Source organism: Streptomyces sp. JNUCC 63, assembly GCF_054366325.1.
Map to the genome: position 1 here is coordinate 6,713,292 of NZ_CM135963.1, position 26,680 is coordinate 6,739,971.

A 26,680-nucleotide genomic window follows, 5' to 3' on the forward strand; every position below is an offset into this window, starting at 1 on the left:
GGCGCGCTGTGTCGCGCGCGGGGAGGCTCGCCCATGGGCGGACGCTCACAACCTTTCATACGGGACCGAGTGCTCCTCCAAGAGTAAAGGATGGGCAAAGAAGCGTTCGGGGGTCAGTCCGCGAGGGGCTTCACCCAGCGCCGCCAGCGCTCCTCGGGCGCGTAACCCGCCGCGCGCCAGGCGTGGTGCGCGGTCTCGTTGCGGGTGAGCACCATGGCGTCGCCGCGCCGCCCGCCGAGCCGTACGAACCTCTCCTCGGCCGCCGCCGGCAGGGCCGAGCCGATGCCCTGCCGCCGCCGGTCCGGGTGGACCGCCAGCCGGTACAGGTGACAGCGCCAGCCGTCGAATCCTGGCTGCTCACAAACGTCCGCCTACAGCGGTTTGACCCAGCGCCGCCAGTGGTCCTCGCGCTGGTAGCCGGCCGCGGCCCACGTGTGGTGGGCCTGTTCGTTGGCTTCCAGGACCATGGCGTCGACGCGTCGTCCGCCCAGGGCGGCGAAGCGTTGTTCCGCGGCTTCCAGCAGGGCGGTGGCGATGCCCTGCCGGCGGTGGTCGGGGTGTACGGCCAGTCGGTAGGCGGAGCATCGCCATCCGTCGAAGCCGGCTATGACGGTTCCGGTGAGCAGACCGTCGCGCTCTGCGAGGAGCAGGGCTTCGGGGTCTCGTGTGATGAGGCGGGCCACCCCGTCGTGGTCATCGCTGATGCTCGTTCCTTCCGCGGCGTCGCGCCAGAACCGCAGCACGGTATCGATGTCCGAGAGGGCGGCGCAGCGGATGCGAAGATCACTCATGGGGTGAGCCAAGCAGAGCGCCGCTCTGTCTGGCGAACGGTTTCCGTGCGAAGAATCGAGGGGCGGGCCTGGTCTCGGGTCTCCACAAGCCGCGAGCCCGCGGCCGAATCCTCATGTGCGTCTGCCCGGGCCCAGCTCCGACCCGCCCCGGGATCATGGGGCAGCGCTCTTGTTCATGGCCCTTCAAGCCGGGCTGCCAGATCCTCGGGCAGGGCATCCCGATTGGTACGGGTCACTTGGACGAGCGTGATGTCAGGGCGCTGCTTCAGGGCGTCGGTGCACGGGTCGCTGTGGGCGTGGACTGTTGCAACGACGTCGATGTCGGACTCGAACAGGCACCGGACCGTGTCCTGGAACGCGGTGCACGCCAGCTCCATACGCCCGAGCTCGTCGATGAGCACGAGATCTCCAGGAGCAGGATCCGCTGCAGCCGACCTGAGCGGCGGCAGCGCGAGCCGCTCCATGACGTCCAGATCGACGCCGTACCGGCCCACCCTTGGTGGACCCGGGAAGTCGACATGGGCGAGCACGGCTCGCAGACCGCCCTCCAGTGTCTCCAGCGCGAAACCGCTCCGGGTGCCGCCGTGCCGGATCTCCTCCGTGGTGAAGCCGACAGCCCTACGGGTGCGCAGGAGCGCGGCCAATCGGCGGACAATGGTCGTTTTGCCCGCGCCCGGGCGTCCCTCGAGCAGGATTCTCGTCGGCATCTCGTGCTCCATGTGGCCCTCGTACTGGTGGGCTCTCGTATTCGACTGTCGCCAGTTCCTCGTGGTGTCCAGCCTGTTGGTGACTGTGTGTGGTCTCCTGCGGCGTATCGGGCCCGGTGCCCTTCGGCCTGGCCGGCAAGTCGAGTCGTGGTGACGTGGTGCTCATGTTGTTCCTCTGATCGGCCACCCCACCTTGCCGCGCTGTGAGGATGAGCACCAGGACCACCACGCGGACGAGGGAGCGTCACAGGTGGAGTGGCCGTGTGAGGCATGCGGGCGCCCTGTGGCGCAGGCCGAGGGGATGACGACGGCTTCGGTGGTGCGGGCCCACGCCCGGCAGGCGAGGCACGACGAAGCGAGTGTGCGGCGTGTGATGCCCTCGGGCACAGTGCCGCGCTGGCGTACCGAAACCGAAAAGCCCGACCCTGCCAGCGGCCCCGTCTTCACCGCCCGCGCCGACTGCTCGTGTAGGCGATCCGGGCGGGCCCCGCTCGTCCGTCCCCCGCGTGGCGGATGGGCGGGGCCCCACGATACTGGCCAGCCGCCGCACATGCCCCCAGGCAGCAGCGGCTCGGTCAAAGCGCTCCCGGCTCACTCAGGAGGTGTACAGCGACTGCAACCTGGTCACCCGGCCCTTCCCGTCGAAGCTGAGGTCGTACCCCAGCCCCGAGCGGGAGGAGCTCGGCTCGGCCATCAGCCGGTTGACGAACTCGGTCTGGGAGTAGGGGTAGGGGTGGGAGTTGTCGCCCAGCGGGACCGACAGCAGCACCCGGGCGTCTGTGGCCATGAGCACCGTGGTGTAGGGCCCTTCACCGGGGATGATCAACCACGCCTCGTGCGGGCCCGTGGCGGCCACCTTCCGGGCCGTCCGCACTGACAGGTAGGTCCGTCCGCCGCTGATCCAGCCCTCGCGTATCTGCATGAACTGCTTGGTACCGGCCCAGCGTGTCGTGCCGGCCGGGGCGCTGCCCTCGCCGGGCGCGGCGGGCGCGGTCGTCGCGGTGGGCGGGGTCGTCGCAGTAGCCGGGTGCGTCGCGGTGGGCGGGGTCGTCGCAGTAGCCGGGACCGTCGCGGTGGGCGGGGTCGGCACGGCGGCCTGTCCGGACGCCGACGCTGAAGCCGTCACCGGTGTTGCCGGGGCAGCAACGTCCGCCTGCCCGCCGCCTCCCTTGCCGGTGCATGCGGTCAGGGCGAGAGCGGTCAGGGCGAGAGAGGTCAGGGAAAGGGTGCCGGTTCGGCGGCGAGAAGTGAGCACGGCAAGGTCCCATCGGATCAGATGCAGTCGGGATACATGAGCTCTACGCTCTGGCCCGCCTCTGGGTTGCACTTCGATGCCGTGAATGCGGCGGCGGCCTCAGTCGGTCTCCCGCAAGGATTCCACCCGGCCCTCGCTGTTGTAGTCGATCGCGAACATCCACCGCGGCCCGGCAGCCAGCCGGCTCACCAACTGGTCCAGCTGCATATCTGCAGGGGACCCGCCGGAGAGCCGCCGTGCTTCCACCAGCGTCCCCCGCGGCAGGGTCAGCGTGTGCACCACCCCCGTGGGCACCGCGGTCCCCCGGACGGTACGGAGTTGCTCGACGGTGACCCGCACCATGTCGCCCTGCGCCACCGCGCCGTACACGTAGCCCAGTTCACTGGTGTACTCCTCGCCCGGCGCGGGCGACGGCGGCACGAAGCCTGAAACGGTCGGCGCCGGCGCGATCGCGGCCGGCTCCGGCACCCGGGCGGCTCGGACCAGCGACAGACCGCCCACCACCAGAGCGGCGGCCAGCAGCGCGCCGCCGAACGCCACGGCCGCCCGTCGGCGGCGCATGCGCTGCTCACCACGGGCCCGCACCCGGTGCGCGGCGAGCGGCATCACCTGCTGCCGGCCCGACTCGGCGAGCCCGGCCAGGTTCCGCTCCAGACGCCGCTCCAGTTCTGTCCTGTCAGCCATGCCTCACCTCCGGCAGCCGGGTCGTCCGCAGATCGAGGTCCGTATCGGCCAGCAGGCGTGCCAGCGCGGCCCGACCGCGGTGCAGGTGCGCCTTGACCGTGCCGACGGGGCAACCGGTCTCGGCAGCCACCTGCTCCACCGGCAGGTCACACAGATGATGCAGCACCACGGCCCGCCGCTGCGCCTCGGGGATCCGCCGCAGTGCCTGGACCAGCAGCACGTGGTGCGGTTCCGGCGGCGGTACGGCGGCGGGTGGACCCTGCCGCCGGGCGAAGGCCAGCGCGGTGCGCGCCCGCCGCCACCGACTGACCGCCAGCCGCCAGGCCACCGTGCGCACCCACGCTTCGGGGGCACCGTTCAGGTCCAACTCGGACCAGCGTTCCCAGGCCCGGGCGAAGGCCTCCTGCACCACGTCCTGAGACTCAGCCAGGTCACCTGTCATCGCGTACAACTGGCCGACGAGCCGGCCGACGCTCGCGGTGTAGAAGGCGTCAAAATCACGCTCGTCCACACCACCGTCCGGCAAATTCTGTGGTGGTGGTCGCATACCCCTTCTCACGCTGAACGGTGGCTGCGCGGCTCCAGTGGAGTTTCCCCGTGATCCTGGACGACGGCCGGACTGTGGACGTTGCCGCTCGGTCGGCGCGGCGGCGCCGGACGCGATCGGCCCCCGCGGCCTGACGCAACTCCAACACGCCGCCGCCCTGTACGACGGCAAGCACTCCGGCCACGCGCACCCCGCCACTGCTGCGCACGCCGGCACGCCGTCCATCAACGGCCACAGGGCTGATAGGTCGGGCACGGCCGTGTGGGGGCGAGCATCATGAGCACTGCCAACCTGCCCGAGAGCGACTGGATCCGCTCCCCCAGAAAGCGCTCAACCGGGAAGTGGCCTTCAGGGGTGCGGTGCTGGGTTGTCAGGCGACGGACAGTCTGTGCCACCAGTGACTGCAGCCGCCGGAGCAGAAGCGCTCGCGGCGCCGCGCGTCGGCAATCGTGAGCACCGCGATCAGCAGCCTGAAAGCCTTGCGGCGTTCGTCGAGGGGCGCGAGACCGGCGATCTTTCCCAGTTGCTCGTCGATCCGTCCTCGTGAGATCAGCACTGCGGGCGTATGCGTCGGGCGCAGCCCGGCACGGCGGATGCTCTCCGGTGCGTCCTCGGCGACGGCTTCGCCTCCCTGTTCCTCGGGCGGCGCCGACCGGTGGTCGGGGTCCAGCTGTTTCGCTGCGTGCATGGGCATGGGCATGGGGTAGCGGGAGCGGTCGGACCAGGCGATGGTCTGGTGACACACGATTACGATGGATCACGCCTCCGCTGTGATACCTGGCCCCACGTCTTCGAGGACGAGGACTGGAAGGGTGGTCAGTCCCAGATTCTGAAGATCCACGTTCGGGCTGGCGGCCTTCTCGGCAACGCTGGGCAGCCAGGCGGCCAGCCGGTCCAGTGTCGATACCAAGCCTTCCCGGTCGTCACTGAGAAGTGCTGCCATAAGCGACACGACGTCGGCGCGGGAGCTGCCTGCCGGAGCCGGGAGCGTGGCCAACATCGACGGTGCGTGCTGGTCACGAGCCTTACAGACCGCCGTGAGGGCGGCGAGAGCGAATCGGACGGCATCGCTCTCGTCTTCCCAGCGGGACAGCAGCCTCGGCAGCTCGCTGACGATGGCACGCCGTGTCAGGTACTCAGCTGCGGATTCCTCCCAGGCGCCCCCGAGTGCTGTGACGCGGTCGGCCAAGGAGACTGCTGCCGCCGGCCCCGAGGCACCGAGCCGCAACAGGTCGCAGAGCAGAACCAAGCGGCTGCCGGGAGCGACGCTGTCGTCACAGACCAGCTCCGTGAGGAAGGGGACAGCCTCGACCGTGGTGTCGGTGCAGGTGCCTTGGTGGGCTACGGCATCCGCGAGATCGCCGAGGAACTCGCCAGTCGTCCCATAGGGCTCCCCGAACGCGAACTCCTCATCGAGCAACCACCCCACGGCATCCGGCGCATTCTCCGCACTGCCGTACAGGCGCTCTGCGGCCGCCACCACGGCCTGGACCACCGCTGCGGGCTCGCCGACTCCGTCACAGTTCCACGGCGGACCAGCCGGAGGTCGCGCGGGATTCTCGGGCAGAGGAACGGGAAGGGCGACCTCGGCGCCGAGCTGGTCATGGACCAGGCCATCCCTGGTGAAGACTGCTTCGAGAGTCGCAGCATGCCCCTCGCTGTGCCCCTGCTGAAAGCCGCCGTGGGCGCGGGCCACAGCGGCCACCCGAATTCGTTCGCCGCGGAAGAACGGCTCGAGAGCCAGGCGTTCGTACCCGCTGTAGACGGCCAGCGAGAAGACCTGCCACCACCCCTCCAGCTCCGGGTCCATCGACGGCTTGCCGTACCAGAAGCTCGCCGGAACGAACCGGAAGTGATCACAGACGCGCACTGCCGTCAGACGGTGCCTCATCCCGGCAAGCTCGGCCGCAGCAGCACGGGCAGCATCCTCACTCGGCAGGCTCAGCGTGTACTGGACTCCCCAGGCGGGAGGTGCGGCCGTCATCAGCCGCACTGCCACGTGAACATCACCCGCTCGAAGCGCCGCTCGGCCAAGTCCTCCGGGCGGATCAGCCAGTACAGCGCTCCGGCATCGCCCCACATCATGTCAGCGGCGTCCTCGCTGTCGAACTGGGCCAGAAGCACCCAGCGGCCCGCTTCCTCGGACAGCCGTGGGTCGCTCCAGGACACCTCGCCGTCCAGGACCGCCTGCGCGATTTCGATCTCCACCGGGTTCTGCACAGAGTGAGCATGGCCGCCGATCTGGTGCCCCACCTCGTGGTCGAACTCCCACAGCGCGTCCAGGAACTCCTGCGAGCAGACAGGGTGGTCGTACCGGTTCCCAAGCGGGGCACCTGGAGCGAAGGCGTCCCGCACGCGCGGATGCCAGGGCTCGGTCGCCGTCATCTCCACCCGGGCGGTCAACGGCACCACCGGGTACGGCTCGACTCCGGCAGGGGTCCCGCGCTCAGCCACCTTCTCGTCGGCGGCCACGTAGAGCACGCGGGCGCCCGCCCAGCTCTCCCGGTCCTCGGCCAGAACGAGAGCTTCCCCGTCGTCCAACTGTCCGTCGAAGTAGAAGAACAGCAGTGTTCCCGCATCGGGCAGATCGATGTCCAGCGCATCCGTCGGCAGGCGCGCGCAGTCGATTGAGGCGACGAAAGAGAGCGGCCCGTGCCCATCCCATACCGGCCACTCCGTGGTGAGCGGCAACGACGGGAGGCCGCCGAGCCGGCCGACGCCATCGTCAGGGCCGGCCGATGCCTCCAGACGCACACCAGGGCGAAGCAGAACGACCCACTTCTCGGCAATCTCCAGTGAAAGATGCTGCAAGGCGAGAGCCCGAAGGGCATCTCGAGAACCATGTGTCATGAGCCCGATCATCCACGGCGCCACCGACAGAGACCTCGGCAGCCCTCTCGCGGCACGCTCACCGGCTCAGCCCGCGGTCGTGGACCTCGAGACGACGGCCACACCCCCTCCCTCCCAGTGCCACCGCTCGGCATCCTGCCCACCAGAAGCAATGCCAGGTCTGTGCGGACGGCGGACGGCACGGCTCCGGTGCTGGGTGGAGTCATCCGCCGAATGCGATGGGGTCGAGGCCGGACGGCAGCCGGCGCACGGCCAGTGCAACGGCCTCGTGCGCTGTGGCGAACCGGCTGAGGTCTTCGCCGATGATGCCCTTGCCCACTCCGTATGTGCCGTCGCTGTTCGCGGTAAGGCACGGTCCCACGATGGTCAGGCGAGGGCGAGTGGTGGTCGAGAAGCGCAGCGCCCAGTGGCTCGTGAACGGATAAAGGGCGCGCAGGGCCGGCTCGGCGTGAGCCGCCTCGATCAGGTCTTGGTACGTCTCCTGCCAGGCGTACTCCAGTTCGCCTGCCTCCTGGCGCATGCTCTGCCACTCGGATTCCGTCAGGCGCGCGGGATCGTGGTCTGGTACCTCGAACCGGCCGGTCAGGTGCACGAAGGGCGCCGCCCGGCGGATGTCGCCCAGGGACGCCCCGTCGTGCCACGCCCGAACTGCCCTGGCAACCTCCGCCAGGTCGTCCGTCCTGCCATCGATCAGAGCCATGCGTTGGAACGGTTCCTCGCCACGGATCGACCACCGCCGTTCGTGCAACCATGCGCTGATATGCAGCGGCCCACGGTGCGGCAGAGTGCTCGCGACGGTCGCGTGGAGCAGCGGAGCGGAGCCGGGGGACGTGACGGGCACGGCGCCGAGACAGGCTTCCGCCTCGGCCCGGAGCGCTGTGGCGAGGCTGCCGCAGGCTGCAACGTCGGGGTACAGGACAGCGGGATCAGGAGAGGTTGGCACGGCTCCCGATTGTGCCCGGGCCACTGATGACCGGGGGCGAGCGGCCTCGATGGATCCGCCAGTCACAACAACGGCCCGCGGCCCCGCCGTGACTGGGTACCGTAGATGGCCCGTCTGGCCGACTGAACGCTCGCTTCCGTCCTTGCGCTGTAGTTGGCCCGTCCGGCCGAGCAGGTGCCGGGCGGCGGCGTCAGCAAGCGGTCAGCCGTCGCGAAGGCCCCACTCGTCGAGGCCGCCGTACACGTGAGCTTCAAGGCATCGAGGTGCGTCAAGGCCAACGGCCTCGCCGCGGTAGATGGCGATGAGCGAGTTCTGGCCGCGCCACCAGGTGTCGGTGATGCCCCGCACTTCAGGTATCGGCTCGCACCCATTCAGATCCAGGGACTCGACAGCATTTCCGGTGATCTTTGTGACTGTCTTTGCCCAGCGTCCCGCGTGGAAGGCCAGCGCCAACGATTCCACCCATCCGTCTGTGCCGGCATGCAAGGGTGTCCAGCGGTAGGCATCGATCCCGAACTCGCCTTCAGGCCCGATCATGAATCTGTAGGCCATGGACACCCGGCAGCTCCCAGCCGGGAACGACCAGCCCTCCGCGGCCGAGCCCTCGGGACAGCCGGCGCCCAGGATGCGCGGGCCGCCCTCGTAGAACGGGGCCGGCGGCAGGGCTAGGCCGCCCCAGCGGTCCTGGAAGGCCGAGGCCCGGTCGATCTCTGCAGCGGGGATCCCGTGCCCGAGCCATGCATCGCGGTGGTGCCGGATGCCCTGCCGGGGGGCACAGATACCGTGCACCTCGACGAAATTCCGGGCTCGTCGGCTCAGGCCAACTGGTGCGACGGGAATCGGCGATACGGAGGTGCCTGCCATCACCGCTGCTTGCTGCCGCCGGAGCGGAGCACGGCCGCGGCAATCTCCCGCACGCGGTCCAGGTCGATCCCCTTGCACTGCTCGAGTGCGAGGGGATGGCCGGTGGGCTCGAGCTCGACGTAGGGTCGCTCGCCGACCGGGCGGGTGTGGACGTTGGTCTTAAGGTTGAGGGTCGTGGGCGAATAGATCGGCAGGTCGGTGGTGAGCCAGCCGAAGTACGGCTTCTCGGACTCGCGGCCAGGGGTGTCCCACAGGTCCGCCGCGCGGGAGAAGTTCTCACGGCTGAGCGAGACCCAGACTCCCCAGGAGAACACTTCGTCGCTGCCGATGACCGGTATCTCGATCAAGCCCTTGACGAAGTAGTGCTGCCCGCGCACCACGCACTGGTCCGACGAGAGCAGGCAGTCGTCGGCGTCGGCGAAGGCCGGATCCCACATCGCCGGCGCCTCGGCTGTGTAGTTCATCGGCAACTCGTGGTGGTGCGCGCCGCAGCAAGAGCAGGTGAATCCGTGATCACTGATCATGCCGCCGAGCCCAGTGACGGGCTCGAGGCCACCGCGGCCGGGAGCCCATCAGCGCGATGAGGAGATTGCGCGGCTCGTGACTGGCCAACAAGAACGCTCAGGGGCCGCCTACAGCGCTCAGTCACAGGAGGGAGCGTCCATCAGGCTTTCCGGGTGCGGCGGTGAGGACGGCAGCGGGGCGCGCGACCAGCGGACGGGGTGGCCGTCGGGGCCGTCGGTGAGCCAGGAACCGTCGCCCAGGGGCACCAAATCGTACGGGTTGGCCGTCTCGACGGCGATCTCGCCGCTGAGCGTGCCCGTGCGTACGTCGATCAGGTGGTGGCGGAACCACTCCTCCTCGTCCTGGCCCTCACCGCCCAGAGTGACAACGGCCAGGTCCGGTGCCAGGTAGCCGCCGCTCCATTCGACGAAGGTCGCCTCCGGGTCGAACCCGAAGGCTTCGACGGGCAGGGTGAAGAGTACGTCCCCGCTGGGGTGGTGGTGGAAGGCGACGTCCGTCTGCCCGTGGTCGACGGTCATGAACTGCTGCCCGTCCGGCGCCAGGTCGATCAGACAGCGGTCCCACCACGGGTACGTCGCGAACTGCGCCTCGCCGTCGGCCCCGGCCGTACCCCGAAGAATGACGGAGCCGTCCTGGCCCTCACCGATGTCGAGGTAGATGCTGCCGTCCACGGCGTGCACGTGGTGGCTGGCGCCGTGCCCGACGGTCTCCAGCTCCCGGCGTGCGAGTACCGCCCCGCTGTCGGCGTCGTGCACGACCCACTGGTCTCCGCCCCCGCGTCCCGCCATCGCGTCCGGCCGGTAGACCCACACGGTCCGGCCGTCCTGAGACAGCGCGCAGCCAGGTCGGTGGCCATGGGGCCGGTCGGAGTGCGGCTCGAAGTTCGATGTCCACACCAGGTCACCGGCGCGCGTGAGGCAGACGACACGGTTCAGCGTCGTATACACGACTCGCTCCAGATCGGGCCGGACCGCCGATTCCACGACCTCGTCCCCGGGCCGCGGCCGGAACACCGCAGCGGGCTCCAGCACTCCGAGAACGCCAGAGTCCACCACGTAGGCACGGATCCACCCGTCGCGGTGGCGTGTGATCACCTTTGCATGCCGCACAGAAAGCATCCGCCGAGGCTAACGCCCAGACCAGGCCGGCTGAGAGCCGGTATCGGCGGGCGCGAAGCCCCCCAAGGCGGCCGCATCCAACGGAAAGGACCGATCCGCTTCCGAATGCGTTTGCTGAACGAAGCGCGCGCAGACCAACGGCGTTGACCCCATCAGCGGGAAGCGATCTTCAAGCACCTCTGTGCTGCCTGGTCAGCGCCGCTCGTGAACAGCCCCCGCTCGAAGTACAGCAACCGCATCTTTTGCTCCGGTCCGCCCCCGCCGCAGAGCAGTGGGAAGGTGCCGCCTTCACCCGTCGAGACTTGGCGGCTCACAAACATCCGGGAGTCCTGTCCGTGCTCACAGCGGCTTGACCCAGCGTCGCCAGTGGTCCTCGCGATGGTAACCAGACGCACGCCACGTGTGATTTCGAACGCGAGATCAACATGACCTGGAGCTGACCGAGGCGCGGGGGCTCCCACAACGGTGCCCCCGCCCGCTCGTCCGCAGATCGGCAAAGTGAACTGCATCACATCAGGCAAGGTTGGAATGCAACACACCACCCTTATCGTCGCGAACGTGGCGCCGCCGAAACACGCCTGCCCAATCACCAGGCGACGCCGGCCACACACGGTCTCTGCGGACACAAGGCACACCTTCGCGGTGGTCACCCTGGAGCAGCTTCAGCGCGCTCATATCGCCCAGCTCGGCCAGCTGCGGGAGGAGCCGCGCGGCCACTACGTGAGGATCTTCCGTGGCCCGCTGGACTGGGTGCGTCGGCGGCTGGGACACCGTTCGGTGCTGACCGCGCTGATCTGTCTGAACCCTCGGGAATTGAGCGGCGCCCAGGAGGCGGCGCGGGGTCGATGACGTCGACCAGGTTCTCGCCCGCATCGCCCCCGGACCGGCCGCCGGCAAACCGGGCGTTGGCGGCCTCACACGAACGGTCTCGGCCTCTCCCAACCGCGGGCCGCGGTCCGCGAGGGCTCGATCAGGTCGACGGTCTCACTTCGCCGTTCGGGTTTTCGCGGCGGCGTGCACGTGAGTCCGTCTCCACGACGAAGTGTTCGGGAGGGCCAAAGCTGATAGGCGTCAGGTTCCCCTCGCAGAAGCATCGGCTCGGATCGCGCAATGGTTCGCGATTAGGCCCTGCAGGCCTCCGACGCTGGCTTCTCCTACATCGTGGTGAACGACCACGTAGTGGGTGTGGACCCGGATTCGCGGCCCAACCACGGCGCCGGATTCCCGGACGGCGCACAACGGACCGCGGCAGCCTACTCGGTGAACACCGCGTTCCACGAGCCGCTGACGACCATATCGCCCACGTCTCGGCCCTCTGCCCGGAACTCGGCTTTTCGACCTGCGTACTGGTCTGTCCACAGCGGCAGACGACACTCGTCGCGAAGCAGGCCGCACAGGTCGACATCCTCACCGGTGGACGGTTGCGACTCGGGATCGGCGTGGGCTGGAACCCAGTCACGAGGCGATGGGGGCCGACTTCCGGACGCGCGGACGACGGATCGAGGAACAGGTGTCGATCTTCCGCGCGTTGTGGACCCGTCAGGTCGTCCACGGCGAGTTCGACCGTGTGGTCGGCGTGGTCCTCGTGCCACGGCCACCGCAGCAGCCGATCCCCGTGTGGATGGGCGGGTCGAGCGACATCGTGTTGGACCGCGTCGGCCGGATCGCCGACGGCTGGTAACACGGCCGCGAATTTGAGCCGGACGTCCCCAAGAAGATGGAGGCGATCGCCGCCGCAGCCGAGCGAGCCGGCCGCTCGGCCTCCGACATCGGACTGGCCCGGATCGCCAAGCTCGTGCGCCGCCGGTTCGGCGTCGACTACACCCAGGCCGGGCGGTTCTGCACACCCGTTGACTCCGACATTCACTCCGATAGCCCACTTTTGTGACCCGGTTGGAGTGCGTGGCCGTGCCTGCCGGTGCGGATGGATGAACACTCAGGTGCCGTAGGTCTCACGGAAAGCGAAAAACGGCATGGCAGCATTTCCAGTCCCCGCCTCACGGCGCCGAATACGTCGCGCACACCTCATGGCGGCCGGGTGCGCCATGACACTGTGCACGGCCCTGGCGGCACCTGTCACCGCCGACGGCGGCACGACCACGGCCAAACCCGCCATCGTGCTGGTGCACGGCGCGTTCGCGGACGCCTCCAGCTGGAACGGGGTCGTCGAACGGCTCGAACGCCGCGGCTACACCGTCATCGCCCCCGCCAACCCGCTGCGCGGGCTGTACAGCGACTCCGCCTACATCGCCTCCGCGCTGGACAGCATCAAGGGCCCGATCGTGCTGGCGGGTCACTCATACGGCGGCGCCGTGATCAGCTCGGCCGCCGAGGGCAACCCCCGGGTGAAGTCGCTGGTGTACGTGTCGGCACTGATGCCCGACGTGGGCGAGAGCGGAATGTCCCTGGGCGCCAGGTTCCCCAGCGAACTCGGCACCGCCACGAAGTCCATTCCCTACCGGGCCGGCGGCGTCAGCGGGACCGACCTCTACCTCAAGCCCGATAGGCTCCGTCAAGTCTTCGCCGCCGACCTGCCGGAAAGCACCACAAGGGTCATGGCGGTAACCCAACGGCCGGCGGCAACGACCGCGTTCTCGGAAAAGGCCAAGGTGGCCGCCTGGAAGCACATCCCGTCGTGGTTCCTCGTCGCGAAGCAGGACAAGACCATCAACCCCGAGCAGGAACGCTTCGAGGCGAAGCGAGCGGGTTCACACACGGTGGAGATCAATTCCTCCCACGTGGCCATGATCTCCCATCCCGAAGCGGTCACCGATCTCGTCCTTGAAGCCGCGACGGCGGCCGAGTCTTCGCCAGTGCGGTGAGGGGGCTTGACCCCGGGCCTTCCGCGCCCTGCTGCTGAAGCGGCCCGTCGATGCGTCGGCCCACTTCGGGTCGGCGCTCGCCCTCTGCCCGGATGGCTACGGTCTTCCGGGGGTCATCCTCGGGGAAGCAGGTGGCCCATCGACCCGTCGAAGCCCGCGATCACCGTGCCGGCCAGCTCGCCGTCCTGCTCCGCCAGCAACAGGGCCTCCGGATCACGGGCCACCAGCCGCGCCACCCCCTCCCGGTCGTCGCTGATGCTCGTGCCCTCCGCGGCCGTCTTCCATAAGGCCAGCACGATGTCGACAACGGCGGCGGTCGCTGGGCGTATGCGCAGATCGGTCATGTGGTGACCAGATCAGCGCACGGCCGCGCCCGCGGCGGAATTCCAGCATCCGGACGCCGGTGGCTACGCGCCCCGCAGTGCCCGCATCACCGGCGCGAACGCCTCCATGCACGGCTCCAGGACGGCCAGGTACGAGAAACCGGACCGCTCGCGCTGCGCGCGCACCCGCTCGACGATCTCCTCCAGAGTGCCGACCAGCACGACGGGCAGTACCAGCGCCTGGTCCAGGGTCAGTCGGGGCTGCCGCTCGCGCAGGGGCTGGAGCACGCGCGCGGGGTCGTCCGTGACGGTCACGACCTGGATGAGCAGGTTCAGCTCCGCGGGCTCCGCGCGATCCGCCGCGTACTCGCGGTACAGGGCGACCCGCTCATCCAGCTCCTCGGCGGTGAGCGGCACGAGCTGCCCCGTCGTGCTGTCCGGCACCGACCGGGCACCCGTGAACGCCGCGATGTCCGCGTGCTCGGCGGTCAGACGCAGCATCCGGTCGCCGCCCGCGCCACTCACCGGCGGGCGCGGGATTCATCATGTTGATCCCGAAGCGGAACGGGCGCGGCATGAACTCTCCTCGGCGGCAAGCGACTTGAGCACTGCCGCGATTCCATCACTCGTGCGCGATCGCCGCCAGCACATTCATGCGGGAGGCGCGCAGCGCGGGCAGCAGGGCGGCCACGACGCCCACGACCGCCGCGCCGATCACCACCGCGACGATCGTGCCCCAGGGGATCGCCAGCGTCCTGATGCCCTGCAGGGCCAGCACCCGCTGGGTGCACACCCCCCACACCAGCCCCAGCGCCAGCCCGAGGACCGCGCCGAAGACCGCGATCACCACGGACTCCAGCCGGATCATCCGCCGCAGCTGGCGCCGGGCCAGCCCGATGGCCCGCAGCAGGCCGATCTCCCGTGTCCGCTCCACCACCGACAGGGCGAGGGTGTTGACCACGCCGAGCACGGCGATGACGATGGCGAGCCCGAGCAGCGCGTACACGAGGTGGAGCAGCACCGCGATCTGGTCGTGGACCAGCTTCTTGTAGTCCGCCTGGTCGCGCACCTGCACATTGGGGTACGCGGCGAGGGCCTTCTCCAGGTGGGAGCGCAACTGGCCGGCGCCCGTGCCCGGGACCGCGTTCACGTACAGCGCCACGTCCGGGGTGCCGGGCACGTACTTCTCCACGGTGCCGATGCCGAAGTACATGCCGCCCTCGATGCCGAACCCCTCGGCCGCGTCCTGGTTGGTCAGCGCGCCCACGGTCAGCCGTGCCTGCCGTCCGCCCTGGAACTCGACGGGCAGTACGCTGCCGGGCCGCACCCCGTGCTTGTCGGCGAAGCCGACGTCCATGGCGATGTGCCCGTCGGCGAGCGCCGCCGCCGTGTCGCCGTGGACGTAGTTGACGTGGCCGACGGAGTCCAGCGCCTGGTCGTATCCGGAGGCGGTGGTCTCGACGCGCTTGCCGTCCGGCAGGGACACCGCGACCGCCGCGAACCGCTGCCGTACGACGGTGCCGACGCCGGGCGTGTCACGGACCTTGTCCGTGACCTCCGGTGGGAACGGCTGGAAGTTACGATTCTGCACGACGAAGTCGGCACCGAGCGTCTTCTCGATCTGGCGGTCGATGGACCGGTTCATGGAGGCGCTGGCCACCGACATCCCGCCGACCAGGGCCAGGCCCACCATCAGGGCGGCCGCGGTGGCACCGGTGCGGCGCGGGTTGCGCAAGGCGTTGCGCTGGCTCATCCGCCCGACGGGGCCGAACAGGGCCGGGAAGGCTCCGCCCAGCACCCGGATCAGCGGGCGCACCAGCAGCGGTCCCGCGAGGACGGTCGCGACCAGGGTGAGGACGACGCCGGCGCCCAGCAGCGAGACGGCGGTCGCGGTGCGGTGCGCGGCGGCGCAGCCCGCGAGCGCGGCCACGCCCGCCGCCCCCACCAGCGCACCCGCCACCGCGCGCACCCGCATCGGCCGCCCCACACCGGCGACCTCGGCGTCCGCCAGGGCCGCCATGGGCGACACGGCCGCGGCGCGGCGGGCCGGCAGGTAGGCCGCCGCGAAGGTGACGCCGACGCCCACGACGTACGCGGCGACGGGCGTGACCCAGCCGATGGCCATCTCCGTGGTGCTCAGGTTCATGCCGAAGGCGCTCAGGAGCCGGATCAGTCCGGCCGCCATGCCGATCCCGGCCGCCAGGCCCAGCGTGGAGCCGAACAGGCCGAGCAGCACCGCCTCGGTGAGCACCGAGCGGCGTACCTGCCGCCGGTCGGCGCCCAGGGCACGCAGCAGGCCCAGCTCACGGGTGCGCTGGGCGATCAGCATGGCGAAGGTGTTGACGATCAGGAAGACGCCGACGAGGACCGCGATCCCGGCGAATCCGAGCATGACGTACTTGATGATCCTGAGGAATCCGCCGAGGCTCGCGGCGGCGGACTCGGCCTGCTCGCCGGCGGTCTTCAGGTCGTAGGTGCCGGTGCCGATCGCCCGGCCGATACGGTGCTTGAGCTGGGCGTCGGTCACGCCCTTGGCCGCGTCGACCGAGACGCTCGTCGCACGGTCCGCGGAGCCGAGCAGCCTGGTCTGCGCGGTCGGCGTGTCCAGGAAGAGCAGGGCAGCGCCCGGGTTGGTGGTGGTGAACGTGGCGATGCCGACGACGCGCACCCGGAAGGTGCCCGGCTGGGCGTGCACGGTCAGCGTGTCGCCGATCCCCATGTCCGCGTGCCGGGCCGTGTCGGCGTCCAGCACGGCCTCGCCGTCGCCGTGCGGGGCGTGGCCCGAGGTCAGCCGGACCGGGCTGTGGTCGGTGACTTCCCAGTTGCGAACGGTGGTGGGGGCGTCGGTGGTCGGGCCGACCGGTTGATCGCGGCTGTTGACGACCACGGCGTTCTGGACGGCCACGTCCACGTGGGCCGCGGCCACGCCGTCGACCCCGGCCACTCGCTGGGCGAGAGAGGCGGGCACCGTCCGCACCACGCCGGTGGGCACGGCGGACTTCAGGTCCCGCCTGGGCCCCACCGTCACATCGGCGGAGGTGGAGGCGAAGAGCCGGTCGTAGGTGCGGGCGACGGTGTCGGAGAAGATCAGGCTGCCCGTGACGAAGGCCACGGACAGAATGACGGCCAGGGCGGAGAGCAGCAGCCGCCCCTTGTGGGCGAGGAAGCTGCGCAGGGTCGCCTTGAGCACTCCGGTCAGGCCTCCTCGACGGTGACGCCGTCCCCGTCGAATCCGTCGCGGACCACCTCCATGCCGAGGGGCTGCGGGCCTCCCCCGGCGAACAGGCGCATGCGCCCGAGCACCGCCTCCGCGGTCGGGTGCTCCATTTCGTCCACGATCCGCCCGTCGGCGAGGTAGAGCACCAGGTCGGAGTGGGCGGCGGCGCCCGGGTCGTGGGTCACCATGACGACGGTCTGCCCGAGACTGTCGACGGCGTCGCGCAGGAAGCCGAGCACCTCCAGGCCGGCCCGGGAGTCCAGGTTGCCGGTCGGTTCGTCGGCGAAGATCAGCTCGGGCCGGGAGGCCAGTGCCCGTGCGCAGGCCACGCGCTGCTGCTGGCCGCCGGAGAGCTGGGACGGCCGGTGCTCGAGCCGGTCCCTCAGCCCTAGCGTGTCGATGACCTCGTCCAGCCACTTCTCGTCGGGTTTCCGGCCGGCGATGTCCATGGGGAGGGTGATGTTCTCCAGCGCGTTGAGGGTGGGGATGAGGTTGAACGACTGGAACATGAAGCCGATCCGGTCCCGCCGCAGCCGGGTCAGCTCGCGGTCCTTCAGACCCGTGATCTCGGTGTCGCCGATCCAGACCTGACCGGCCGAGACGGTGTCGAGGCCCGCCAGGCAGTGCATGAGCGTGGACTTGCCGGAACCGGAGGGGCCCATGACCGCGGTGAAACGGCCGCGCGCGATGTCGACGTCCACCGAGTCCAGCGCGAGCACGGCGGTCTCGCCCGACCCGTACGCCTTGGTCAGCCCACGGGCGCGGGCCGCGATCCCGTCGGCCGACGCCTGGCCCGGCGCCGCAGCAGCTGTGGACACGACGGCCTCCCTGAGGGTACTTCGTCCGATACGTCCCGACTCGTGACTGCTTTGTGTCCCCCGCCGAGCGTAGTGTGAGCGGGCCCACAGCCGGTATCCCCCGTCGGGCCGAGCGCGGGCTCCACCCGGAGGTCGGGCTCCGGGCATCGGTGTAAGGGGCACCCTCCGGCACCCTCCGCCTGATCAGCCGCGGTCGGCGGAGACCGGACGCCAGGCGGTGCCCAGCGCGCAGTACGAGCTGGGCAGGACCGGTCCCTTCTCCGGCATCAGCATCCGGCGGTAGGGGCCGAGTTCGAAGCCGGCGTCCCGCAGGGCGGCGACCGGGTCGCGGGCCAGATGGCAGCCGCCGGCCAGCAGCGGCCACACCGTGCGGTCCAGGGCGCGCTGGGTGAGCGTCATCGCCCGGCCGCCGCCCCTGCCGTGCTCGAAGAACCGCACCTCGCCGCCCGGCCGCAGCACCCGCCGTGCCTCGGCGAGCGCGCGCGGCAGGTCGCGCACGCTGCACAGCACCAGCGAGAACACCACGGCGTCGAACGCCTCGCTCTTCACCGGCAGCGCCTCCGCACAGCCCGGCACCACGTCGACCGGGACCTCGGCGCGCAGGGCGGCCTCCACGGCCCGCCGCCGCAGCAGCCGCTCCGGCTCGATCGCGACGACCTCCGCGACGGTGCCCGGATAGTGCGCGAAGTTCAGCCCGTTCCCCGCGCCGATCTCGATCACCCGCCCGGACAGCCCGCCCAGCAGCCGCCGACGCACCCCGGCCATGCCCATCCTGCTCTCCGCGGCCACGCTGACCCGGGCGTAGTAACGGGCGAACAGCGGATGACGAACGGCGTCCCGCGCGGACCGCAACACCATGGCAACCTCCCGAACGGACAGGCTTACGGAGAGTGTCCCCCGCGTAAACCCCCGGCACGCACACGCGTGCCGGGCACCGTGCCGTCCTGGCTCGTCACCCGTACGCCGGACCGGGTGCCGCCCTGCCTTTCCTTGAGCCCGCTGGACTCGACGAGGGTCCGCCCGCCGCGGCCGGACGTTGTCCGGCTCGCCGAGCCGCCGGTCTGCCGCGGGTCCGTAGGCCGCGTGCGGGCCCGTGCGGACCGTTGCACGCGCGTCCGTGCCGGGCGCGATCCGGCCTCGCGCCCGGCCGGGACCTGCCGCCCGCGCGTGGGGCTGCGCACCGCCCCGGTCTGTCCGAGCCCGCGGAGGCTGTGTCCGGTCCCGGTCTGCCGCGGTCGTACCGGGGCTCGGCGAGCCACCGGTCCTGCAGCGGGTCGGTCCGCGCTGTGGGCCGCACGCGCGACGCACGTCCGCTCGGGGCGGGGCCTGTTCCGCCGACCGCGCAAATTGCGCGTGGGCACACAGTGGCCCTGGTGTGCGGGGTCGCCGGGGGCGACGCCTGTCACTCCGGCCGGGTGGGCCGTGTGCCTGTGCCTGGGTCGCCGGCAGCCCCCGGCGTGCATGCCTGTCGGGGCAGGCCCCGCCCTCCCGGCCGGCTCAGGCGCGCGCCCGCGCGTGGGGGACGCCGAGTACGGCGAGGGAACGGACCTCGCCCTCCAGACGGCGCGCGCCCGCGTGTGCGGACGCCGAGGGCCGGTGCCTCGCATGCCTGCCGGGAGCGGGCCCGGCAGGCGGTCCGCTGCCTATGCGAACGGTGGAGGTGCCTCCCGCGTCGTGAAGGACTCCGCGTCCCATCTGCCGTTCAGGCGAGGGGCCAGCCAGTCGGGGGCCGTTGCCCGGAAGGCGGCCGGGGGGAGGGTGCCGGCGCCCGTGGGGAGGGCGCCGAGGAGGGGGGCGGTGGCTGCCTCGGGGAGGTCGGTGACATTGCAGCGGGAGGCCAGGTCCGGGTGGGCCGGCCAGCTGCCGATCACCACGCCGAGCAGGTCCACGTCGCGGGAACGCAGTTCACGGGCCGTCAGTTCCGTTGTGTTCAGCGTGCCCAGGCCGGCCGAGGCCACCAGCAGGACCGGGGCGCGCAACAGCCGCGCCGCGTCCGCCAGTGTGCCGCCCGACTCGTCGAAGCGGACCAGCAGCCCGCCCGCGCCCTCCACCAGCACCAGGTCGTGCTCGGTGGCCAGCTTGGCGGCGGCCTCGGCCACCTCGTGCGGGCGCACCGGCGCCCGCCCCGCCCGCCGGGCCGCCGTGGCGGGCGCCAACGGCTCGGGGTAACGGGCCAGTTCACGTGCCGTCACCGGACCGGCCAGCCGCGCGACCTCCTCGGCGTCCCCGCGCTCGTCCGGCCGTACGCCCGTCTGCGCGGCCTTCAGCACGGCCACCGACCGTCCCGCCGCGACGGCCGCCGCGGCGACGGCGGCCGTGGTGACCGTCTTGCCGACCTCCGTGCCCGTGCCCGTGATCACCAGTACCGGCATCTCAACCCTCCCGCGCCGCCGCGCACACCGCGCGCGCGATCCGTGCCACATCCGCGTCACCGGTGACGTACGGCGGCATGGTGTACACCAGGTCCCGGAACGGCCGCAGCCACACGCCCTCGCGCACGGCCGCCCGCGTCGCCGCCGCCATGTCCACCGGATGGTCGAGCTGGACCACGCCGATGGCGCCCAGGACCCGTACGTCCCGCACCCCGGGCAGCTCCGCCGCCGGCGCCAGCCCGTCCCGCAGACCCGCCTCGATCCGCTTGACCTCCGCGAGCCAGTCCTGGCCGAGCAGCAGCCCGATCGACGCGCACGCCACGGCCGCCGCCAGCGGATTGCCCATGAACGTCGGCCCGTGCGCCAGCACCGGCACCTCGCCCCGCGAGATCCCGTCCGCCACCCGCGCCGTGCACAGCGTCGCCGCCATCGTCAGATAGCCGCCGGTCAGCGCCTTGCCCACGCACATCACATCCGGCGTCACGGCGGCGTGCTCCGCCGCGAACAGCGCGCCGGTGCGCCCGAACCCGGTCGCGATCTCGTCGAACACCAGCAGTACGTCGTGCTCGTCGCACACCTCGCGCAGCACCCGCAGATAGGCGGGGGAGTGGAACCGCATCCCGCCCGCGCCCTGCACCACCGGTTCCACGATCACGGCGGCCAGTTCGCCGGCGTGCCGTTCGACCATCTCCCGCAGATGCTCGGCGTACGACTCCTCGTACTCGGCCGGCGGCGCGTCCGCGAACACCTGGCGCGGCAGTACGCCGGTCCACAGCTCGTGCATCCCGCCCTCGGGGTCGCACACGGACATCGGCTGCCAGGTGTCGCCGTGGTAGCCGCCCCGCCAGGTCAGCAGCCGCCGCTTGTCCGGGCGGCCGAGCGAGCGCCAGTACTGCAGGCACATCTTGACCGCGACCTCGACCGACACCGAACCGGAGTCGGCGAGGAACACGTGCTCCAGGCCGTCCGGCGACATGTCGACAAGGAGCTTCGCGAGCCGGACGGCGGGCTCGTGCGTGAGCCCGCCGAACATCACGTGGCTCATCCGCGCCAGCTGCTCCCGCGCGGCCTCGTTGAGCACCGGGTGGTTGTAGCCGTGGATCGCCGCCCACCACGACGACATGCCGTCCACCAGTTCGCCCGAGCCGTCCGCGAGCCTGAGCCGCACCCCGCTCGCCGACTCCACGACGAGCGGGTCCTGACGGCCGGGCATGGGCCCGTACGGGTGCCACACGTGCCGCCGGTCGAGCTCCAACAGCTCGGCCACGCCCGGGCCGGACAGGTCAGGCATTGGGTGCGACGTCCGTTCCGGCGCCCCGGCGGCGTACGGCGACGAGGTCCGTGCGCGGCTCGTTCACCGAAGGGGCGGAGCCCGCGGAGGTTCCGCACACGCCACCCTCGTGACAGCCACCGGAGGTCCGGTGCTCCGGCAGCGTCACCTGGTCCGTGCCCTCCACCTCGAACCCGGCGTCCGCGATCATCTCCAGGTCGGCCCTGCCGGCCTGGCCCTCGCTGGTCAGGTAGTCGCCGAGGAAGATCGAGTTGGCCAGGTGCAGGGCGAGCGGCTGCATCGTACGCAGGTGCACCTCGCGGCCGCCCGCGATCCGCACCTCCACGTCCGGGCAGACGAACCGCACCATCGCCAGGATCCGCAGGCAGCGCTGCGGGGTCAGGTGCCACTCCTTGGCGAGCGGCGTTCCCTCGAACGGGATCAGGAAGTTCACCGGAACGGAGTCGGGGTCCAGCTCGCGCAGCGAGAAGACCACGTCGACCAGGTCCTCGTCGCTCTCGCCCATCCCCGCGATGAGCCCGGAGCAGGCGGACAGCCCGGCGGCGTGCGCCTTGTTCACCGTGTCCACCCGGTCGGCGTAGGTGTGGGTGGTGGTGATGTCGCCGTACGTCGACTCGGAGGTGTTGAGGTTGTGGTTGTAGGCGTCGGCCCCGGCCTCGCGCAGCCGCTCGGCCTGGCCGTCGGAGAGCAGCCCGAGACAGGCGCACACCTCGACGCCCTCGTTCTGCTCCTTGATGGCCTTGATGGTCTGAGAGACCCGGTCCACGTCACGGTCCGTCGGACCGCGCCCGCTCGCCACCAGGCAGACGCGCTTGGCGCCGCCGGCCAGCCCGGCCGCCGCGGCCTTGGAGGCGTCGTCGGGCCCCAGCCAGGTGTACTTGAGGATGTCGGCCTTCGAGCCGAGCCGCTGGGAGCAGTAGGAGCAGTCCTCGGGGCACAGACCGGACTTGAGGTTGACGAGATAGTTGAGTTTCACCCGCCGGCCGAACCAGTGGCGGCGCACCTTTCCGGCCGCGGCCACCACATCGAGCAGGTCGTCGTCGGAGGTGGCCAGCACGGCCAGAGCTTCCTCCCGGGTCGGCGACTCGCGCCGAAGCCCCTTCTCCACCAGCGTGTTCAGCAGGTCCATGGGAGTCGATCCTGTCCTACGTGTCCGTCCTGGGCCAAGGAGAGTCTGCACAAATGCGCAGGCGTTGACGTGTGGGTATTGCCACACCATGGACGGATGGTCCTGCGGATAGGGTCTTCGCACCGCCCGCTAGGGTCTGTGCACTGCCTACAAAAGCCCCCGGAGGACCCATGGCGTTCGGCTGGATCGAGGAGCAGGCTCAGGCGCGCCGGCGGGCCGGGCTCGTACGGACGCTGCGGCCCCGCCCGGCCGAGTCGCCGCTGCTGGACCTCGCGAGCAACGACTACCTGGGGCTGGCCCGCCACCCGGAGGTCACGGCGGGGGCCGCGGACGCGGCGCGCACCTGGGGCGGCGGCTCGACCGGCTCCCGGCTGGTCACCGGCACCACCGAGCTGCACGCCGAACTGGAGCGCGAGCTGGCCGGCTTCTGCGGATTCGAGGCGGCGCTGGTCTTCTCCTCCGGATACGCCGCCAACCTCGCCGCGGTCACCGCGCTCGCCCCGCACGGCTCGCTCGTCGTCTCCGACGCGGGCAACCACGCCTCGCTCATCGACGGCTGCCGGCTGGCCCGGGGCACCACGCAGGTCGTCGGGCACGCCGATCCGGAGGCCGTGCGCAAGGCGCTCGGCACCCACGAGGGCCCGGCGGTCCTCGTCTCCGACACGGTGTTCTCGGTCGACGGCGACGCCGCCCCGCTGGCGGAGCTCGCCGAGGCCTGCCGGGAGCACGGTGCCGGTCTCGTCGTCGACGACGCCCACGGGCTGGGCGTGCTGGGTGCCGGCGGCCGCGGCGCCGCGCACGCGGCGGGGCTGGCGGGCGCCGGCGACGTGGTCGTCACCGCCACGCTGTCGAAGTCGCTCGGCAGCCAGGGCGGAGCCGTCCTCGGGCCCGCACGGGTGGTCGACCACCTGGTCAACGCGGCCCGGACGTTCATCTTCGACACGGGCCTCGCCCCGGCGGCCGCGGGCGCGGCCCTGGCGGCGCTGAGGCTGCTGCGCCGCGAACCGGAGCGGGCGGCACGCGCGCGCGAGGTGGCGGACGAACTCCACGCGCGCCTGACCGCCGCGGGGCTGCACGCGGTACGCCCCGACGCCGCGGTGGTCTCGGTGCGCGCGCCGTCCCCGGAGGGGGCCGTGCGCTGGGCGGCCGACTGCCGTGCGGCCGGGCTGGCCGTGGGCTGCTTCCGTCCTCCTTCCGTGCCCGACGGCGTCTCACGGCTGCGGCTGACCGCCCGCGCGGACCTCTCCGGGGCGCAGATCGAACGCGCTGTACGGGTGATCGGCGAAACGCGACCATGAGTCGGCGTGACACGGCCGTGCGTCGCCGGATGCGGAATTGACCGGATCGTGCGTCAGAGGCCGTGCGCCGCGGCCGTGAAGCCCGCCCAGCTTTCGGGGGAGAAGAGCAGCGCCGGCCCGGCCGGGTCCTTGGAGTCGCGTACGGCGAGCAGCCCGGCCCAGGGCCCCGCGGCCGGCCGGGCCGTCTCGACGCAGTTGTTGGCTCCGGTGCTGTGGCTGCTGCGCAGCCAGCGCACGCCGTGCAGATCGGTGCTGGAAGGTACGTGCCGAGGCAGAGCGGACATGGTGCCTCCTTACGCGGTGAACGGTGGTGCGCCGTCAGGTGTCCCGGCGCATCCGGGCGATGAAGTCCAACGAGTCCTCGGGCGGAAGAGCGCGGCTCCGAAGAGTGTCGAAGGCCTCGGTGTAGGCCTCCAGGTCTTCTTTCCGTTCGAGGTGGAGGCTACTCGTCAAGTGGTCGATGACCACCACGTCAAGATCAGAAGTGTTCGAAAATGAGAAGATGACGAAAGACCCGGTCACGCCGATGTGCTCCCCGGCGGCGAACGGCATTACCTGGAGTCGTACTTGGGGCAGCCGCGCCGCCTCCGCCAGCCGCTCGAGCTGCCGTGTCATCACCTCGGGCCCGCCGACCTCCCGGCGCAGCACGGCCTCGTCCAGCACCGCGTCCAGCTCCAGCGGCGGGTGCGCGCGCAGCACGTCCTGGCGGGCCAGCCGCACCTCCACCAGCGCGTCCAGCCGGTCGCCGTCGAGCCCGTCCACGGCGGCCCGGGTGACTGCGCGCGCGTACTCGGGGGTCTGCAGCAGCCCGGGGACGACCGAGGTCTCCAGCGTGCGCATTCCGCTCGCCTGCGACTCCAGGCTGATGAAGTCCCGGTAGGCCGGTGGCAGTACGCCGCGGTAGGCGTGCCACCAGTGGTGCCGGCCGCCGTCGTCCGGTTCCGCCAACGCCAGCAGCAACTCGCGCAGTTGGGAGTCCCGGACGGCGTACGCGTCCAGGAGTAACCGCACATCGGCCGGTTTCACCCCGCTGGCGCCGGTCTCGATCCGGCTGACCTTCGACTGGTGCCAGCCCACCAGCCGGGCCGCCTGACCGCTGGTGAGACCCGCACCGGTGCGCAGCGCGCGCAGTTCGGCGCCCAGTTTCCGGCGGCGTACCGCGGGACCGTGCTGCATGGACTGCTCCTCACTCCTCCGAACGCTCCACCTGACCCGCTTCACATACGGTCTGCCGTCGCAGAGTTCACCGCATCGAGCGACAGATATATGCATATCTGGTGGATCGCCACGCGGGACCGGTGTGGTGATGGCAGTCTGGCGGCGAAGCACCAGTCCGGGACCGTACTCGAACCATCCGCTCCGTGTCGGACTGCGATCCCCTGGGAAAGGGCCGGCGTCGTCATGGCAGACCATCTGGAAGCATCCGTCACTCTGCCGAGCGATCCCGCCTCGGTCTCCGCGGCCCGCGGTTATGTGGTGAGCACCCTCGAGGAGTGGGGCCTGCCGCCGGACACGGACACCGCCGAGACCGTCCGGCTCATCGTCTCCGAGCTCGCCACCAACGCCGTACAGCACACCCTCGGGCAGTCCCCCACCTTCACGGTGGACCTCGCTCTCGTGCGTGACGAACACCTGCGGATCGGGGTGACCGACAGCCATCCGAGATTCCCGAAACGACTGCCGGCCGCCGTCCAGCAGGACAACGGCCGGGGCATGGTGATCATCCGGTGGCTCACCGCCGAGTGCGGCGGCAGGCTGACCGTGCGGCCGACCCGGGAGGGCGGCAAGACGGTCTGCATCGAGCTTCCGTGGACGGTCCCGGCCCGGCCGGTCACGGCCGCGGGGCGGCAGGAGCCGTAGCTCGTGCGGAGCCCGGGGCGGTGACGGCGCCTCAGGGCGCCGCCACCGCCCCGGGCGGGTCAGCGGACCCGGCCGTACCAGACGCTCTTCGTCCAGATCTTCTGCAGCTTCACCACGTCCCCGGTCTTCGGGGCGTGCCAGATCTTGCCCCCGCCGGCGTAGATGCCGACGTGGTAGACGTACGAGCCCGAGTGGAAGAACACCAGGTCCCCGGCCCTGCGGCTCTTCGCGGAGATGTGGCGGGTCTTGTTGTACTGCTGGTCCGCCGTGCGGGGCAGCCTCTTGCCCGCCTTCTTGAACGAGTACAGCGTGAGGCCGGAGCAGTCGAAGCTCCGCGGCCCGGTGGCGCCCCATCGGTAGGGGGAGCCCTTCTTGGACGCCGCGATATGAAGCGCCTTCGTGGCCGGTGTCGCGGCCGAGGCCTCGGAGGCCATGCCGGGAACCGCGATCGAGCCGCCCACGGCGGCCAGGGTCAGGGCCGAGGCCGTGCCGGCCCGGGCCATCAGTGACGGGACACGATTGAGCGTGGTCATGCGCAACCCTTCGTCAGCCGCCTGTGAAGGATGACCTGTCGGATTCGGGCTGGCGAAGTTGCCCGGCCGCGTTGTCGCGGCTTCACCCCAAGGGCTGCTCGGACCGGTCATGGCGTGACCGTTCCGGCGACCCGTCGTGCTTGGGTCCTCCACTCCTGCCGATCCACTTCCGTCGACCGGTCGTCCGGGCGGCGGCAGGATTCGGCGTCCGCCCGGACCGCCCCGCCGCGGTGGCGGGGGCTTGTCGTCGACACGGATCTTCACCTACGCATGTCCGAAAATCCCAACGGAATCGGGGATTTGTGTTGTTACTCACCACTCAGCCGTTCGGGTGGGCGCCCTTGCGCTCGAACGGCTGTCTCCCCCCACGGCGACTCCCGGACCAGCGCCGGAACAGCCCGTTCCGCCATCCGGGGAGGCAGGGCCGCGCAACCGGAAGGACCTCGGAAAAGGAGGGGAACCAACCCGAAAGGAGGTACGTCGTTTGGTCCGTTTCGACTCACGCCCACAGGGCTCGTTCTCACCGGCGGCGCGCGCCTGTGGGTGCGTCAGTTCACAGCATGAAGCGGCGAGCTGACGATCAGTAGGCCGACCGTGTCGAGGTGACGGGCGGTCATTTCCACCTCGGCCGGCAGCGGTGATGGCCCGGGTGACGGCATCGGGCGGCTCGCCTCGCGTCGGAATCCGCTCAGCGGGACTCGCCGCGCCGGTTATCGGATTGGCAAAGAAGGCC

The 26,680-nt window shown here is 70.9% G+C and carries 26 protein-coding genes, 4 pseudogenes and 1 riboswitch; of the genes and pseudogenes, 6 read left to right on the forward strand and 24 right to left on the reverse strand.

Annotated elements, in window-relative coordinates; genetic code table 11:
• Nucleotides 1-113 precede the first annotated feature (113 nt).
• From ACX25U_RS30960 to ACX25U_RS31020, 13 genes and pseudogenes are all read right to left on the reverse strand, one after another.
• A pseudogene (locus ACX25U_RS30960) lies at nucleotides 114-350 on the reverse strand (GNAT family N-acetyltransferase); the annotation flags it as partial.
• 21 nt (nucleotides 351-371) lie between these two features.
• The gene (locus ACX25U_RS30965; RefSeq protein ID WP_454384912.1) at nucleotides 372-791 is read right to left on the reverse strand and encodes a GNAT family N-acetyltransferase; all 420 of its coding nucleotides are present in this window, start codon (nucleotides 789-791) and stop codon (nucleotides 372-374) included.
• Between the two features lie 173 nt (nucleotides 792-964).
• On the reverse strand, nucleotides 965-1,498 hold the full coding sequence (locus tag ACX25U_RS30970) for a nucleoside-triphosphatase (protein WP_454384914.1): 534 nt from the start codon (nucleotides 1,496-1,498) through the stop codon (nucleotides 965-967).
• Between the two features lie 595 nt (nucleotides 1,499-2,093).
• A complete protein-coding gene (locus ACX25U_RS30975) occupies nucleotides 2,094-2,588 on the reverse strand; it encodes a hypothetical protein (RefSeq protein WP_454384916.1) in 495 nt (164 codons plus the stop codon).
• Nucleotides 2,589-2,852: 264 nt separating this feature from the next.
• A complete protein-coding gene (locus tag ACX25U_RS30980; RefSeq protein WP_454384918.1) occupies nucleotides 2,853-3,437 on the reverse strand; it encodes a hypothetical protein in 585 nt (194 codons plus the stop codon).
• Nucleotides 3,430-3,984 carry a SigE family RNA polymerase sigma factor gene (locus tag ACX25U_RS30985; RefSeq protein ID WP_454384919.1) on the reverse strand — a complete coding sequence of 185 codons (555 nt, stop codon included), beginning with the start codon at nucleotides 3,982-3,984 and terminating at the stop codon, nucleotides 3,430-3,432. The genes ACX25U_RS30980 and ACX25U_RS30985 overlap by 8 nt, the downstream gene beginning before the upstream one ends.
• A gap of 370 nt (nucleotides 3,985-4,354) precedes the next feature.
• Nucleotides 4,355-4,678 carry a DUF5958 family protein gene (locus tag ACX25U_RS30990; RefSeq protein WP_454384921.1) on the reverse strand — a complete coding sequence of 108 codons (324 nt, stop codon included), beginning with the start codon at nucleotides 4,676-4,678 and terminating at the stop codon, nucleotides 4,355-4,357.
• A gap of 63 nt (nucleotides 4,679-4,741) precedes the next feature.
• Entirely contained in the window at nucleotides 4,742-5,983 is a 1,242-nt protein-coding gene (locus ACX25U_RS30995) for a hypothetical protein (protein ID WP_454384923.1), read from the reverse strand.
• On the reverse strand, nucleotides 5,968-6,846 hold the full coding sequence (locus ACX25U_RS31000) for a YwqG family protein (RefSeq protein WP_454384925.1): 879 nt from the start codon (nucleotides 6,844-6,846) through the stop codon (nucleotides 5,968-5,970). The genes ACX25U_RS30995 and ACX25U_RS31000 overlap by 16 nt, the downstream gene beginning before the upstream one ends.
• A gap of 190 nt (nucleotides 6,847-7,036) precedes the next feature.
• A complete protein-coding gene (locus tag ACX25U_RS31005; protein ID WP_454384927.1) occupies nucleotides 7,037-7,777 on the reverse strand; it encodes a DUF6193 family natural product biosynthesis protein in 741 nt (246 codons plus the stop codon).
• A gap of 201 nt (nucleotides 7,778-7,978) precedes the next feature.
• Nucleotides 7,979-8,641 (reverse strand): hypothetical protein, encoded by a 663-nt coding sequence (locus ACX25U_RS31010; protein WP_454384929.1) that lies wholly within the window; start codon nucleotides 8,639-8,641, stop codon nucleotides 7,979-7,981.
• Entirely contained in the window at nucleotides 8,641-9,105 is a 465-nt protein-coding gene (locus ACX25U_RS31015; RefSeq protein ID WP_454394596.1) for a DUF2199 domain-containing protein, read from the reverse strand. Before ACX25U_RS31015 ends, ACX25U_RS31010 begins: the two co-directional genes overlap by 1 nt.
• Nucleotides 9,106-9,282: 177 nt before the next feature.
• Nucleotides 9,283-10,284: a hypothetical protein gene (locus tag ACX25U_RS31020; RefSeq protein ID WP_454384930.1), complete on the reverse strand. Its 1,002-nt coding sequence runs from the start codon at nucleotides 10,282-10,284 to the stop codon at nucleotides 9,283-9,285.
• A gap of 642 nt (nucleotides 10,285-10,926) precedes the next feature.
• Here ACX25U_RS31020 and ACX25U_RS31025 point away from each other — a divergent pair.
• The 4 genes and pseudogenes from ACX25U_RS31025 to ACX25U_RS31040 all read left to right on the forward strand — a co-directional run bounded on the left by ACX25U_RS31025 (nucleotide 10,927) and on the right by ACX25U_RS31040 (nucleotide 13,106).
• Entirely contained in the window at nucleotides 10,927-11,133 is a 207-nt protein-coding gene (locus ACX25U_RS31025; RefSeq protein WP_454384931.1) for a hypothetical protein, read from the forward strand.
• Nucleotides 11,130-11,965, forward strand: a pseudogene (locus tag ACX25U_RS31030) (LLM class flavin-dependent oxidoreductase). The gene ACX25U_RS31025 and the pseudogene ACX25U_RS31030 overlap by 4 nt, the downstream one beginning before the upstream one ends.
• A gap of 36 nt (nucleotides 11,966-12,001) precedes the next feature.
• On the forward strand, nucleotides 12,002-12,172 hold the full coding sequence (locus ACX25U_RS31035; protein WP_454384932.1) for a hypothetical protein: 171 nt from the start codon (nucleotides 12,002-12,004) through the stop codon (nucleotides 12,170-12,172).
• A 157-nt stretch (nucleotides 12,173-12,329) separates the two neighbouring features.
• Complete coding sequence (locus ACX25U_RS31040) at nucleotides 12,330-13,106, forward strand: alpha/beta fold hydrolase (protein ID WP_454384933.1); 777 nt, start codon at nucleotides 12,330-12,332, stop codon at nucleotides 13,104-13,106.
• 128 nt (nucleotides 13,107-13,234) lie between these two features.
• On the opposite strand, the pseudogene ACX25U_RS31045 reads toward ACX25U_RS31040, so the two are convergent.
• The 8 genes and pseudogenes from ACX25U_RS31045 to bioB form a co-directional block, all read right to left on the reverse strand.
• A pseudogene (locus tag ACX25U_RS31045) lies at nucleotides 13,235-13,450 on the reverse strand (GNAT family N-acetyltransferase); the annotation flags it as partial.
• A gap of 63 nt (nucleotides 13,451-13,513) precedes the next feature.
• Nucleotides 13,514-13,966 (reverse strand): annotated as a pseudogene (locus tag ACX25U_RS31050) (LLM class oxidoreductase); the annotation flags it as partial.
• 85 nt (nucleotides 13,967-14,051) lie between these two features.
• Nucleotides 14,052-16,619, reverse strand: coding sequence for an ABC transporter permease (locus ACX25U_RS31055; protein ID WP_454384934.1), 2,568 nt, complete (start codon nucleotides 16,617-16,619; stop codon nucleotides 14,052-14,054).
• Nucleotides 16,620-16,624: 5 nt separating this feature from the next.
• Nucleotides 16,625-17,464, reverse strand: coding sequence for an ABC transporter ATP-binding protein (locus ACX25U_RS31060; protein WP_454384935.1), 840 nt, complete (start codon nucleotides 17,462-17,464; stop codon nucleotides 16,625-16,627).
• A gap of 183 nt (nucleotides 17,465-17,647) precedes the next feature.
• The gene (locus tag ACX25U_RS31065; RefSeq protein ID WP_454384936.1) at nucleotides 17,648-18,322 is read right to left on the reverse strand and encodes a class I SAM-dependent methyltransferase; all 675 of its coding nucleotides are present in this window, start codon (nucleotides 18,320-18,322) and stop codon (nucleotides 17,648-17,650) included.
• Nucleotides 18,323-19,107: 785 nt separating this feature from the next.
• Complete coding sequence (gene bioD, locus ACX25U_RS31070; RefSeq protein ID WP_454384937.1) at nucleotides 19,108-19,836, reverse strand: dethiobiotin synthase; 729 nt, start codon at nucleotides 19,834-19,836, stop codon at nucleotides 19,108-19,110.
• 1 nt (nucleotide 19,837) lies between these two features.
• A complete protein-coding gene (locus ACX25U_RS31075) occupies nucleotides 19,838-21,127 on the reverse strand; it encodes an adenosylmethionine--8-amino-7-oxononanoate transaminase (protein ID WP_454384938.1) in 1,290 nt (429 codons plus the stop codon).
• A complete protein-coding gene (gene bioB, locus ACX25U_RS31080; RefSeq protein ID WP_454384939.1) occupies nucleotides 21,120-22,256 on the reverse strand; it encodes a biotin synthase BioB in 1,137 nt (378 codons plus the stop codon). The genes ACX25U_RS31075 and bioB overlap by 8 nt, the downstream gene beginning before the upstream one ends.
• 170 nt (nucleotides 22,257-22,426) lie before the next feature.
• On the opposite strand from bioB, the gene ACX25U_RS31085 reads away from it, so the two are divergent.
• Complete coding sequence (locus ACX25U_RS31085) at nucleotides 22,427-23,554, forward strand: 8-amino-7-oxononanoate synthase (RefSeq protein ID WP_454384941.1); 1,128 nt, start codon at nucleotides 22,427-22,429, stop codon at nucleotides 23,552-23,554.
• A gap of 53 nt (nucleotides 23,555-23,607) precedes the next feature.
• Here the strand turns inward: ACX25U_RS31085 and ACX25U_RS31090 are convergent, their stop codons facing one another.
• Nucleotides 23,608-23,838, reverse strand: a complete 231-nt coding sequence (locus ACX25U_RS31090; RefSeq protein ID WP_454384943.1) for a DUF397 domain-containing protein — start codon at nucleotides 23,836-23,838, stop codon at nucleotides 23,608-23,610.
• 34 nt (nucleotides 23,839-23,872) lie between these two features.
• Nucleotides 23,873-24,730: a helix-turn-helix domain-containing protein gene (locus tag ACX25U_RS31095; protein ID WP_454384945.1), complete on the reverse strand. Its 858-nt coding sequence runs from the start codon at nucleotides 24,728-24,730 to the stop codon at nucleotides 23,873-23,875.
• A 225-nt stretch (nucleotides 24,731-24,955) separates the two neighbouring features.
• Here ACX25U_RS31095 and ACX25U_RS31100 point away from each other — a divergent pair, with 225 nt between their 5' ends.
• Nucleotides 24,956-25,414, forward strand: coding sequence for an ATP-binding protein (locus ACX25U_RS31100; RefSeq protein WP_454384947.1), 459 nt, complete (start codon nucleotides 24,956-24,958; stop codon nucleotides 25,412-25,414).
• Between the two features lie 59 nt (nucleotides 25,415-25,473).
• Here the strand turns inward: ACX25U_RS31100 and ACX25U_RS31105 are convergent, their stop codons facing one another.
• Nucleotides 25,474-25,947 carry a C40 family peptidase gene (locus ACX25U_RS31105; RefSeq protein ID WP_454384949.1) on the reverse strand — a complete coding sequence of 158 codons (474 nt, stop codon included), beginning with the start codon at nucleotides 25,945-25,947 and terminating at the stop codon, nucleotides 25,474-25,476.
• 4 nt (nucleotides 25,948-25,951) lie between these two features.
• Nucleotides 25,952-26,154: riboswitch (cyclic di-AMP (ydaO/yuaA leader) on the reverse strand.
• Nucleotides 26,155-26,680: the final 526 nt, after the last annotated feature.

Coding starts and splice junctions, on each gene's coding strand:
- ACX25U_RS30965 (WP_454384912.1), bottom strand. CDS start 791: ATGAGTGATCTTCGCATCCGCTGCGCCGCCCTCTCGGACATCGATACC.
- ACX25U_RS30970 (WP_454384914.1), bottom strand. CDS start 1,498: ATGCCGACGAGAATCCTGCTCGAGGGACGCCCGGGCGCGGGCAAAACG.
- ACX25U_RS30980 (WP_454384918.1), bottom strand. CDS start 3,437: ATGGCTGACAGGACAGAACTGGAGCGGCGTCTGGAGCGGAACCTGGCC.
- ACX25U_RS30985 (WP_454384919.1), bottom strand. CDS start 3,984: ATGCGACCACCACCACAGAATTTGCCGGACGGTGGTGTGGACGAGCGT.
- ACX25U_RS30990 (WP_454384921.1), bottom strand. CDS start 4,678: ATGCCCATGCACGCAGCGAAACAGCTGGACCCCGACCACCGGTCGGCG.
- ACX25U_RS31000 (WP_454384925.1), bottom strand. CDS start 6,846: ATGATCGGGCTCATGACACATGGTTCTCGAGATGCCCTTCGGGCTCTC.
- ACX25U_RS31010 (WP_454384929.1), bottom strand. CDS start 8,641: ATGGCAGGCACCTCCGTATCGCCGATTCCCGTCGCACCAGTTGGCCTG.
- ACX25U_RS31015 (WP_454394596.1), bottom strand. CDS start 9,105: ATGAACTACACAGCCGAGGCGCCGGCGATGTGGGATCCGGCCTTCGCC.
- ACX25U_RS31020 (WP_454384930.1), bottom strand. CDS start 10,284: ATGCTTTCTGTGCGGCATGCAAAGGTGATCACACGCCACCGCGACGGG.
- ACX25U_RS31035 (WP_454384932.1), top strand. CDS start 12,002: ATGGAGGCGATCGCCGCCGCAGCCGAGCGAGCCGGCCGCTCGGCCTCC.
- ACX25U_RS31040 (WP_454384933.1), top strand. CDS start 12,330: ATGACACTGTGCACGGCCCTGGCGGCACCTGTCACCGCCGACGGCGGC.
- ACX25U_RS31065 (WP_454384936.1), bottom strand. CDS start 18,322: ATGGTGTTGCGGTCCGCGCGGGACGCCGTTCGTCATCCGCTGTTCGCC.
- bioD (WP_454384937.1), bottom strand. CDS start 19,836: ATGCCGGTACTGGTGATCACGGGCACGGGCACGGAGGTCGGCAAGACG.
- ACX25U_RS31075 (WP_454384938.1), bottom strand. CDS start 21,127: ATGCCTGACCTGTCCGGCCCGGGCGTGGCCGAGCTGTTGGAGCTCGAC.
- bioB (WP_454384939.1), bottom strand. CDS start 22,256: ATGGACCTGCTGAACACGCTGGTGGAGAAGGGGCTTCGGCGCGAGTCG.
- ACX25U_RS31085 (WP_454384941.1), top strand. CDS start 22,427: ATGGCGTTCGGCTGGATCGAGGAGCAGGCTCAGGCGCGCCGGCGGGCC.
- ACX25U_RS31090 (WP_454384943.1), bottom strand. CDS start 23,838: ATGTCCGCTCTGCCTCGGCACGTACCTTCCAGCACCGATCTGCACGGC.
- ACX25U_RS31095 (WP_454384945.1), bottom strand. CDS start 24,730: ATGCAGCACGGTCCCGCGGTACGCCGCCGGAAACTGGGCGCCGAACTG.
- ACX25U_RS31100 (WP_454384947.1), top strand. CDS start 24,956: ATGGCAGACCATCTGGAAGCATCCGTCACTCTGCCGAGCGATCCCGCC.
- ACX25U_RS31105 (WP_454384949.1), bottom strand. CDS start 25,947: ATGACCACGCTCAATCGTGTCCCGTCACTGATGGCCCGGGCCGGCACG.